This is a genomic window from Kineococcus esterisolvens (assembly GCF_050871405.1).
GTDB lineage: Bacteria > Actinomycetota > Actinomycetes > Actinomycetales > Kineococcaceae > Kineococcus.
Genome location: NZ_JBJLRI010000015.1, coordinates 54,557 through 65,227 on the forward strand (window position 1 = coordinate 54,557; position 10,671 = coordinate 65,227).

Consider the following 10,671-nt stretch of genomic DNA (forward strand, 5'->3'; position numbering starts at 1 on the left):
GGGCGGCCGTCCCGCCAGCCCCACCGGAGAGGCCGCCCATGCACCAGCAGCCGGCACCGCGCCGCACCGCACGCCCCACCCCGACCCCCCCTGCCCGGCGGTTGCCGACGCTGGCGGCGGTCGGCGCCGTCGCCCTCGGCGCCACCCTGCTCACCGGCGGCACCGCGGCGGCGGTGAGCGCGCCCACCACCACGGCCCCCACCGCGTCGCTGCCGGGCGACGCCCCGCTGTCGGCGCTGGCCACCGCGCGGCCGGCGACCCTCGAGGAGGCGCAGCGGCAGTTCGCCGAGCGCTACCCGGCGTTCTACCGCGACCAGGAACCGGCCTGGGCGCCGTGCACCGCCGAGGCCGTGGACTCCGCGCAGCTGGCCCCCCTGCTGGAGTGCGCCGAGGTGCTCGTGCCGCGCGACCACCTCGACCCGGCCGCCGGTGAACCGCTGCGCATCGCGATCAGCCGCCTGCCCCAGCAGGGCGAGCGCCCCGCCCGCACCGTGATCACCAACCCCGGCGGCCCCGGAGGGGCCGGCCTGTCCCTGGCCACGCTCGGGATGCAGCCCGCGCTGGCCGGCACCGAGGTGATCGGGCTGGACGTGCGCGGCACGGGCGCCAGCTCGGCGCTGGTGTGCGGCGCGGAGGCCAACGCGGCGATGCTCCAGGCGCCCGACCCGCGCGACCGTTCGCCCGAGGCGCTGGCGGCCACCGCCGAGGCGATGCGGGCCACCGCGGCCGCCTGCGAGGACGACCCGCTGGTCGACGTGGTGAACACCGAGCAGACCATCGCCGACATCGACCTGGTCCGGCACGCGCTGGACCGCGACACGATCGACTGGGTGGGCTACTCCGGCGGCACCTGGCTGGGGGCGCAGTACGCCACGTACTTCCCCGCGCGCGTGGGCCGGTTCGTGCTGGACTCCAGCGTCGAGGCGACCGCCGCCTTCCAGGAGGTGTTCAGCGAGAACCAGCCGCCGGCGTTCCAGCGGCGCTTCGAGGCCGACTTCGCCACCTGGGCCGCGAGCTACGACTGGCTGTTCGGCCTGGGCCCGACCGCCGGCGCGGTCGAGGGCACCTACGAGCGGGTCCGCGCCGAGCTGGCCGCCCGCCCCCTGCAGCTGTCGGGCGTCACGCTCGTGGACGGCAGCGTGGTCGACGCCCTCGTCGCGCAGGCCATGTACTCCAAGACCCAGTTCGAGTCCCTGGCGTGGATCCTGCGGAGCCTGGACGTGGTGACGGGCCTGCGCGCCGCGGCGGGTGCGGACGCAGCGGCCGGGGCCGCCGCGGACGCCGCGGCCGGCGACCTGGCCCGCCGCGTGCAGGAGCTGCTGCCCGAGCGCCTGGCCGAGGAGCGCCCCACCCACGCGGACTCGTTCGCCGCCACGTTCCTGGCCACCACGTGCAACGACACCGCGTGGTCGCGCGGGGAGGAGTTCTGGAACGACCTGGGGCAGATCCAGGGCTCGCAGTACCCGCTGCGCGGCTGGGCCGTGACCCAGCAGCCGTGCGGCTACTGGGACCGCGCCCCGCTGAGCCTGCCGCGCCCGGACGGTCGCGACCTGCCGCCGCTGCTGATCGTGCAGTCGCGCCACGACCCGGCGACCTCCTACGAGGGCGCGCTCGCCACGCACGAGGCGCTGGGCTCCTCGGTCCTGATCACCGTCGAGGACGAGGGCGACCACGCCCTGTACGCCTCCGCGGGCAACCCGTGCGTGGACGCGGTCGTCGACGAGTTCCTCACCACGGGCGTCGCCCCGGAGCAGGACGTCACCTGCGCCGGGACCGGCGTGCCCGCGCCGGGCTCGCAGCTGCTCAGCGCGGTGCAGCAGGCGGTGCGCTCCGCGGTCACCCCGTGAGCTGAGGGCGGGGCGGTCGTGGTGGCGGGGGCGGCGGCGTGAGGGCCGGCGGGACGTGGGCGAGGATGGCGCGGTGAGCAGCACCACGCACCCCGCGCCGCGCACCCCCGCCACGCCCACCGCCCCCGGTCTGCCCGGCGACGGCGAGGGGGACGCCGAGCGCCGCAGCGGGCTGCGGCGCATGCGGCTGGTCGCCACGAGCCTGCTGGTGGTGGCCGCGCTCGTGTACGCCGCCACGCTGGGCCGCGACGGGGCCTGGGGCTTCGTCAACGCCGGCGCGGAGGCCGCGATGGTCGGCGCGGTGGCGGACTGGTTCGCCGTCACCGCGCTGTTCCGGCACCCGCTGCGGCTGCCGATCCCGCACACGGCCCTCATCCCCCGGCGCAAGGAGGCCCTGGGCAAGAGCCTGGAGCAGTTCGTCGCCGAGAACTTCCTGGCCGAGGACGTCGTGCGCGACAAGGTGCAGCGCGCCGGGGTCCCCGCCCGGGTCGGCTCCTGGCTGCACGGGCGCGGGGGCGCCGCCCGGGTGGTCGACGAGGCCGCCACGGTGCTGACGGGCGCGCTGGGGATCCTGCGCGACGAGGAGGTCACCGGGGTCCTGGACCAGGTGGTGGTGCGCCGGCTGGCGGCCGAGCCGTGGAGCCCGCTGCTGGGCCGCCTGCTGGCCGAGGTGGTGCGCGACGGCACCCACCGCCCGGTGGTGGACCTCACCCTCGCGGAGGCGCAGCGCTGGCTGCGGGCCAACGAGCACACGGTGCGCCGCCTCGTGGAGGAGCGGGCGCCGCTGTGGGCACCGGACTGGCTCAACGAGCGCCTCGGCAAGCGGGTCCACACCGAGGCGCAGCGGTGGGTGGACGACGTCACCGCCGACCGCGAGCACCCGGGCCGCAGGGCCATCGACGACCTGCTGGCCCGCTACGCCGACGCCCTGCAGAACGACCCGGACACCCGGGCGAAGGCCGACGAGTTCCAGCGGCGGCTGCTGAGCTCCCCCGGCCTGGCCGACACCCTGGCCGGGCTGTGGACGAGCGTGCGCGGCTACCTCAACGACGCCCTGGCCGACCCGTCCTCCTCGCTGCGCACCCGCAGCGAGGAGGCGCTGGTGGACCTGGGCCACCGCATGGTGGACGACGCAGCGTTCGCCGCGCGCGTGGAGCGCCACCTCACCGACGCCGCCGGGCACGTGGTGCGCCGCTTCGCGCCGGAGCTGGCGACCGTCATCTCCGACACCGTGGCGCGCTGGGACGGCGCCGACGCCGCGAACCGCATCGAGCTGTTCGTGGGGCGCGACCTGCAGTTCATCCGCATCAACGGCACCGTGGTGGGGGCCCTGGTGGGCCTGCTCATCCACGCGGTCACGGTGCTGGTGAGCTGACCGGGCGACGGGTGCCCGCGGCCGTTACGGTCGCTGCATGGCGGACAGCGGCGGCAGCGGGTACGTGAACCCGAAGGGGTCCTTCGAACGCGACCAGCGCTACATCACCACCCGGATCACCGCCGACGGGCGCGACGGCTACCCGGTGGAGCCGGGCCGGTACCGGCTCGTGGTCAGCCGCGCGTGCCCGTGGGCGAACCGGGCGAGCATCGTGCGGCGGCTGCTGGGCCTGGAACCGGTGCTGTCGCTGGGCGTGTGCGGGCCCACCCACGACGAGCGCAGCTGGACGTTCGACCTGGACCCGGGCGGCCGCGACCCGGTGCTGGGGATCGAGCGGCTGCAGGAGGCGTACTTCGCACGCGTCCCCGACTACCCGCGCGGCATCACCGTGCCGGCGGTCGTGGAGGTGTCCACGGGACGGGTCGTGACGAACGACTTCCCGCAGATCACGCTCGACTTCTCCACCGAGTGGCGCGCGCACCACCGCGAGGGCGCCCCGGACCTGTACCCCGAGCACCTGCGGGCCGAGATCGACGAGGTCGCCGACGGGGTGTTCCGCGACGTCAACAACGGCGTCTACCGGGCGGGTTTCGCCGGGACGCAGTCCGCGTACGAGCGGGCCCACGACCGGCTGTTCGCGCGCCTGGACGCCCTCTCCGAGCGGTTGTCGCGGCAGCGGTTCCTCGTGGGCGACACGATCACCGAGGCGGACGTGCGGCTGTTCACGACGCTGGCCCGCTTCGACGCCGTCTACCACGGGCACTTCAAGTGCAACCGGCACAAGCTCACCGAGATGCCGGTGCTGTGGGCGTACTTCCGCGACCTGTTCCAGACCCCCGGCTTCGGCGACACCATCGACCTGGTGCACATCAAGGCGCACTACTACCAGGTGCACCGCGACATCAACCCGACCGGGGTGGTGCCGAAGGGCCCGGACACCTCGGGCTGGTGGGCACCGCACCACCGCGAGGAGCTGGGCGGGCGCCCCTTCGGCGACGGCACCCCGCCCGGGCCGCCGCTGCCCGCCGAGGTCGTGCCCGCCGACCACGCGCCCCAGCCGCCCGACTGAGCCGTGCCCGGCCCGGCCCGGCCCGGGTGCGATGCTCGGGGGGTGCGCAGGTGGGACCCGGCCCAGGACCAGTGGACGCGCCACCAGCGGCGGATCGCGGCGGCGGGTGCCCCCGAACCCCCGACCGCGCAGGTCGCCGGGTTCGAGGACTACCCGCGCTTCTACGCCAAGCGGCGCCGCGGACGGGTGGTCGACGTGGCGTCCTCCTTCGACGTGCTGGTGCGCTCCGCCCGCGGCGGGTGGGCCGCCGGGACGACGGTGACGGCCACCCACCAGGCGCCCGACGGGCACCCCGTGCTGCTGGACGGGAGCACCCCGGACCGCAGCTGCGGGTCCAGCCGGTGGGTGCCGGAGGTCCCCGGCGGCCCCGTCGCGGAGCTGGTCGCGGCCCTGCGGACGCTGCGGGCCCTCGGCGCCTCCCCCGGCCCCGGGATCCAGGAGGGCGTCGTGCGGGGTTCCTGGGCGGAGCGCTCGCAGGAGGCGTGGCTGGAGCGCGGGGTGAGGCCCCGGGTGGACGGCTTCCGGGTGGGGTGCGCGCTCGGGCCCGGCCACGAGGGCCCGTGCACCGCACGGGCGCAGCTGGGCGACCTCGCCTGGCGCTGGGACCCGCGCGAGCAGGTCGTCCTCGACGGGGACCCCCCCGGCTCCCCCGACGCCTGAGCCGGCCGCGACGAGCAGGGCGGGCACGGCGGGCACGGCGGTGACCGGGACGCCGGGGCCGTCAGCGCCCGCCGGTCCGGTCCCGCTCGACCACGATCTTGCGCATCCACCCGGGCACGCCCTCGCGGTCGCCGTCGAGCAGCAGCACCACGTAGGTGGCGTCCGGGTTCTCCCGCGGCGGTTCGGCGGGCCACGGCGTGTCGCCGTCGGTGGCGGTGATGACCAGGTCCACCTTCGGGCGCAGCGCGGCGGCCGCGGCGATCCCGACGCGCATGTCGGTCCCGCCGCCGCCGACGAGCGGGACGTCCTGCACCCGGCGGACCAGCCGTGCCCGCCCGGCGGCGGCGTCGCAGGCGATGACCTGGACGCCGGCGCCGCGGCACCGCCGCACGATCGCCTCCGTCTCCGCGTGGACCCGGCCGAGCATGTCCTCGGTGACCGAGGCCGAGGTGTCGACGACCTCCGCGGCCCGGGGCGGGCGCGGCTGGCGCATCGCGGGCAGGACCACCCCCGGCGTCGCGGAGCTGCGCCGCGAGGGGCGCGCGTAGGAGTAGTCGCGCATCCCGGCGACGTGGGCGCTGACCCGGCGGGTCACGCTCAGCAGCTCCCGGCGCCAGTCGACCACCGGTGCGAGGGTGCGGTCCGCCCACCGTTGCCAGCCCGCGGGGACGGGACCGCGCGAGCGCGCGTGCTCGAGGACGTTGCGCGCGGTCTGCTGCCGGATGAGCTCCGCACGGCCCGCGTCGACGCTGCCGTCGTCCTCCCCGTCGGCGTCGCGGCCGCCCGGGTCGCCCTCCCACGGGCGGTGCGGGCCGCCGGCGCCGGAGCCGCAGTCGTCGTACCCGGCGGGGACCGGCCGCGGGGCCGCCGGGACCGGCCGCGCACCACCGACGGTCAGCACCGCGGCCGCCCGCTCGCCGGCCGTGCTCACCACCATCAGGTACTGCCCGTCGGCCAGGGTCCGGGTCAGCTCGAGGTTCACGACGCCCGGGCCGGGCACGGTGAGCGGACCGGTCGCACCGGCCACCGGGGCCAGCCCCGCCGCCGCGTCGAGGACCTGCGCGGTGCTCGCGGCGTCGAAGGAGACGTCGTCGCCGACCCCGGCCAGGGGCGTGGGGGCCGCGTGGCCGCTGGGCAGCCGGGCGGGGCTGAGGTCCAGGTGCGGCAGCCCCACGGGCAGCACCGCCCGCACGACCTCCTCGCCGGTGCTCACGCGCACCACGTGCGCGCCGTCGGGCACGGGGCCGGCGGTGAACGTGAGGTGCGTGGCGCCGACGTGGACGACGTCCGAGACCGCGTCCAGGACGGTGCCGTCGGCGTCGAGGAGCTCCACGACCGACGCTCCGATGAACCGGGTGCCGCGACCGGCGACGACGACCTTCTCGCGGGCGCCGCGGCGTCGGGGCAGGTGGTCCGGGCGCAGCGCGATCGTCGGGGCGGTCACGGTCAGGGTCGCGCTCGCGGTGCCGCCGGCGCAGGTGAGGTCGACGGCGTGCTCGCCGGCGGGGAGCCGCTCGAGCACCTCGAAGGTGGCAGTGCGCTGGTCGTGCACCGCCACCGGCCCGGTGCGGACCCCGCCGCCGGGACCGCTCACGACGACCTCGGCGGGCCCGGTCAGGAACGCGTCGCGGGCGTGCGCCACGACGCGGACCGGCACGCCGTGGTCGTGGCGCAGCGCGGCCGGCAGCAGCAGCAGGGCCGGCGAGGCGGCCGCCAGCCGCTGCCCGGCGGGACCGGCGACGAGCAGCCGGTAGATCTGCTCGGCGGTCATCCCGGCGTCGGCGCCGGGCACCCGCTCGGCGTACCACGCCTTGACGGCGGGCAGCCGGACCCCCGCAGCCCGCAGGTCCTCGTTGATCGTGCAGTCGCCGGCCTGGTTGAACAGCGGGTGGCGCTCGGCGGGTTCCGCGAGGGCGTCGAAGCGCTCGTGGTGCCCGCGCAGCGGGTGGCCGACCTCGTGCAGCCAGACGCCGACGACCTCGGGGACGTCGAGGGTGAGGATGAACTCGGGGTTGTAGTGCATCCGCCAGCGCGTGTCGATGCCGACGGTGGGGATCGCGGTGGTGGCGACGGCCTTCACGGCGTACAGCGCGTCGCCGAGGTACGGCATGAGGTCGCCGGCGCGGGCCCGGCCCGCCGCCAGGCGCAGGGCCGCCTGCTCCTGGACGGACCTCCCGACGGCCCCCCCGACGGCCCCCCCGACGGACCGGCCCGCCGGACCTCCCCGGGCGTTCACGCGTCTCGGGTCAGCAGGCCGAGCTCGGTCAGGATCGGGCCGAGGGAGGCGATGACCTCCGGCGTCGGCATGGCTCCCGTCGGGCGACCCTGCGCCCACCTGCGGCCGTGGGTGAACGCGATGTCCGCGCTGCCGGCGTCGGCGATCCGCGCGAGCACGCGGCCGCAGCCCAGCCACCGCTCGACGGTGCTGTCCGCGGCGGTCGCCGCCCACACCGAGGCCGCCACCGCGTACGTCCGGTCGGTGCGCCGGGGGTCCACGACCCAGGAGTCCGGGTCGCGCAGCAGCTCCTCGGGGTCGGGCAGGTCCAGTTCGCGCACGTACGCCAGGAACGCCCCGGCCGCGGCGACGCCGACCGTCCCCGACACCAGGAGGGTGACCACCGTGCTGTTCGCGCCCGCCGCCCGGGCGTGGGCGTACAACCGCGCCGCCATCTCCCACGAGCGGGGGGTGGGGAACGCGCGCCCGGCCTCCTCGGAGGACGACGGCACCCGCGTGACGAGCTCGGGCTTGGACCCGAGGAAGACGCCGACGAGCGTCGTGGCCCGCTCCAGCTGGGCGGCGACCTCCGTCTCGTCGGCCCGCGGGACGGTGACGGCCGGCCAGCCGCCGGTGAACCCCTCGCGCACGGTCGCCGCGTCCAGGCTCCACGTCAGGTGCAGGAACCGGTTCGCGACGGGCGGGGCGAGGTCCCACCCGTCGGCGGCGACGTCCGGCGGGTTCGCCGCGGCGACGGTGCGCACCTGCTCCGGCAGGCGCAGGTCGCCGACGACGCCCTCGAGGATGGGGCGCAGCAGGGCGGCCTGCGTCGCCGGCGGCGCGGTGGAGACCTCGTCGTAGAACTGGACCCCCGCGCGGCCGTCCCGCTCGACCGCGTCGCGCAGCCGCACCGCCCACGACGGCGGGGCGAGCGAGGCCGTGCCCGTGGCGGTGTCCACGACGGGCAGCCCGGCGAAGTCGCTGGGCTCGCGGATGGAGGCGATGACCGTCTCCAGGTGGGCGCCCATGCCGTCGGCCAGCTCCTTCACGACTGAGGACTTCCCCTGCCCGGGCGGCCCCCACAGGACCACCGGGACGTTCGCGAGCAGGGCGACGCCCAGCGCGTCGCAGGTGTCGGTGTGCTGCTGGCTCATGCCGTGGTGCTCCAGGGTCCGTCGGGGGCCGGTGTCCACCACGAGCCCTCACCGCCCTGCAGGGCGGCGAGGAACGCGATGCGGTCGCGGGTCAGCGTGCCCGCCGCGTGCGCCGCGACGACGTCGGCCGCGCCGAGACCGGCGCCGGCCGCCGCCAGGAGCAGGCGCAGGTCGAGGTCGCCGCCCGGCGGGTGCGCGTCGAGGAAGCCGCGCAGCGGCGCGTGCAGCAGGGCGAACGCCAGGACGTCGTGCGGGTCGAGCTCGGCGCGGTGCCCGCTCAGCACGGCGCGGGCGCGCAGCCGGGCCGCCGGGTCGGTCAGCGCGACCGGGGCGCCGTCGAGGCGGGTCAGCAGCACGGTGGTGCCGATCGCCGCCACCTCGGCGTCGTGGCCCACCCCCGGCAGCAGGAGGTACCGGTGCAGCGTCAGCAGGACCTCGGGCCAGTCGAAGGGGGGCTGCTCACCACCCGGCGCCGGCGCGGACGGCGCCCGGCTGCGCGTGAGGGTGGGCGGGCGCACCGCGGGGCGGCCGGGCAGGCGCGCGCGCCAGGCGTTCCGGACCGCGTCGGGCACACCGCCGTGGGGCAGCGGGCGGGCCGGCGGGTCGGCCACGAGGTCGAGGGCGTCCAGCACCACCCGCACCGGCGCGGGCCCCGGGCGGGGGCGTCGGTGGCGGCGTCGGGCGGGCACCGTTCGAGCCTAGGCAGGCTCGCGCGGCGGCGCGCGCCCGGCGGCGGGACCGCGCTCACGCCCCCGCGGGGGAGGTCGCGGAGATGGTCGCCGAACCCAGCACGCGCGTCCCGGCGTAGAGCGCGACCGTCTGCCCCGGCGCCACGCCGGTGAGCGGGGTGCGCAGCGACACCAGCACCTCCTCGCCGGCCACCTCGGCGACGGCGGGCACGGCCTCGCCGTGGGCGCGCACCTGCACGTGCACCTCCACCGGACCGGCCGGCTCCGGAGCGCTCCACACCGCCTCCACGGCCCGCAGCCGCCCCACCGCCAGGCGCTCGGCGGGACCGACCGTCACGGTGCGGCGCACCGGCTCGATGGACAGCACGTACCGCGGCCGGCCGTCGGGCGCGGGACGGGTCAGGCCCAGGCCCTTGCGCTGGCCGACGGTGAAGCCGTAGGTGCCGGTGTGGGTCCCCAGCACGGTGCCGTCGGCGTCGACGACCTCGCCGGGTTCCTCCCCCAGCTTCTCGGCGAGGAACCCGCGGGTGTCGCCGTCGGGGATGAAGCAGATGTCGTGGCTGTCGGGCTTGGCCGCCACGGGCAGGCCGCGCCGCTCGGCCTCGGCGCGCACCTCGGCCTTGGTGGGCGCGTCCCCCAGGGGGAACATCGCGTGCGCCACCTGGTCGGCGTCCAGGACGGCCAGCACGTAGGACTGGTCCTTGGCGGCGTCGGCGGCCCGGTGCAGCTCCGCGCCGTCCGCACCGGGCAGCACGCGCGCGTAGTGCCCGGTGCAGACGGCGTCGAAGCCGAGCGCGACGCCCTTGTCGAGCAGGGCGGCGAACTTGATCCGCTCGTTGCAGCGCACGCACGGGTTGGGCGTGCGCCCGGCGGCGTACTCGGCGACGAAGTCCTCGACGACCTCCTCCAGGAACGACTCCGAGAGGTCCCACACGTAGAAGGGGATGCCCAGCAGGTCCGCCGCGCGGCGGGCGTCCAGGGCGTCCTCGATCGTGCAGCAGCCCCTCGAGCCGGTGCGCAGGGTGCCCGGCGAGCGGTTCAGCGCCATGTGCACGCCGACGACGTCGTGCCCGGCGTCCACCGCGCGGGCGGCGGCGACCGCGGAGTCCACCCCGCCGCTCATGGCGGCCAGCACGCGCATCAGGGCGCCTCCGGCCCGGCGGCGGTGGCGGCCACCGAGCGGCGGCGGCGGGCGCGGGAGGAGCGCGCCGACGCGCTGGCGCGGCGTGCGCGCTCGACGGCCGGGCCGACCGCAGCCAGGACGGCGTCCACGTCGGCGGCGGTGGAGCTCCAGCCCAGGGAGAAGCGCAGCGCCCCGGCGGCCTCGGGCTCGCTGAGCCCCATGGCCAGCAGCACGTGGCTGGGCCGCGGCACCCCCGCCTGGCAGGCCGAGCCGGTGGAGCACTCCACGCCGGCGGCGTCGAGCAGGTAGAGCAGCGAGTCGCCCTCGCAGCCGGCGACGGTGACGTGCGCGTTGCCCGGCAGGCGGTGCGCGGCGTCGAGCACCGGGTCGCCGCGCAGCACGAGGCCGTCCACCGACGCGAGCAGCCCCGCCACCAGCCGGTCGCGCAGCGCCGCGGTGCGCGCGCCCTCGCCCGGGTCGGCCAGCGCCGCGGCCAGCGCCGCACGAAGGTGTTCGTGCCGGTGACGCGGCTGTGCCGG

Annotated in this window: 9 protein-coding genes; 4 read left to right on the top strand and 5 right to left on the bottom strand. The window is 77.4% G+C overall.

What is annotated here, in order from left to right:
• Positions 1–38: 38 nt before the first annotated feature.
• The 4 genes from ACRYR8_RS07510 to ACRYR8_RS07525 all read left to right on the top strand — a co-directional run bounded on the left by ACRYR8_RS07510 (position 39) and on the right by ACRYR8_RS07525 (position 4,951).
• Positions 39–1,847 carry an alpha/beta fold hydrolase gene (locus tag ACRYR8_RS07510; protein WP_432483709.1) on the top strand — a complete coding sequence of 603 codons (1,809 nt, stop codon included), beginning with the start codon at positions 39–41 and terminating at the stop codon, positions 1,845–1,847.
• A 73-nt stretch (positions 1,848–1,920) separates the two neighbouring features.
• On the top strand, positions 1,921–3,222 hold the full coding sequence (locus ACRYR8_RS07515; protein WP_432483710.1) for a DUF445 domain-containing protein: 1,302 nt from the start codon (positions 1,921–1,923) through the stop codon (positions 3,220–3,222).
• Positions 3,223–3,259: 37 nt separating this feature from the next.
• Positions 3,260–4,291, top strand: coding sequence for a glutathione S-transferase family protein (locus ACRYR8_RS07520; protein WP_432483711.1), 1,032 nt, complete (start codon positions 3,260–3,262; stop codon positions 4,289–4,291).
• A 42-nt stretch (positions 4,292–4,333) separates the two neighbouring features.
• Positions 4,334–4,951: a hypothetical protein gene (locus ACRYR8_RS07525; RefSeq protein WP_432483712.1), complete on the top strand. Its 618-nt coding sequence runs from the start codon at positions 4,334–4,336 to the stop codon at positions 4,949–4,951.
• A 61-nt stretch (positions 4,952–5,012) separates the two neighbouring features.
• Here ACRYR8_RS07525 and ACRYR8_RS07530 read toward each other — a convergent pair whose 3' ends face one another.
• The 5 genes from ACRYR8_RS07530 to ACRYR8_RS07550 form a co-directional block, all read right to left on the bottom strand.
• The gene (locus ACRYR8_RS07530) at positions 5,013–7,187 is read right to left on the bottom strand and encodes a vWA domain-containing protein (RefSeq protein ID WP_432483713.1); all 2,175 of its coding nucleotides are present in this window, start codon (positions 7,185–7,187) and stop codon (positions 5,013–5,015) included.
• Positions 7,184–8,320 carry an AAA family ATPase gene (locus ACRYR8_RS07535; RefSeq protein WP_432483714.1) on the bottom strand — a complete coding sequence of 379 codons (1,137 nt, stop codon included), beginning with the start codon at positions 8,318–8,320 and terminating at the stop codon, positions 7,184–7,186. Before ACRYR8_RS07535 ends, ACRYR8_RS07530 begins: the two co-directional genes overlap by 4 nt.
• Positions 8,317–9,009, bottom strand: coding sequence for a hypothetical protein (locus ACRYR8_RS07540; protein WP_432483715.1), 693 nt, complete (start codon positions 9,007–9,009; stop codon positions 8,317–8,319). Before ACRYR8_RS07540 ends, ACRYR8_RS07535 begins: the two co-directional genes overlap by 4 nt.
• A gap of 55 nt (positions 9,010–9,064) precedes the next feature.
• Positions 9,065–10,150, bottom strand: coding sequence for a tRNA 2-thiouridine(34) synthase MnmA (gene mnmA / locus ACRYR8_RS07545; protein ID WP_432483716.1), 1,086 nt, complete (start codon positions 10,148–10,150; stop codon positions 9,065–9,067).
• On the bottom strand, positions 10,150–10,671 hold a 522-nt coding region (locus ACRYR8_RS07550), incomplete at its 5' end, for an aminotransferase class V-fold PLP-dependent enzyme (RefSeq protein ID WP_432483717.1). The genes mnmA and ACRYR8_RS07550, both read right to left, overlap by 1 nt.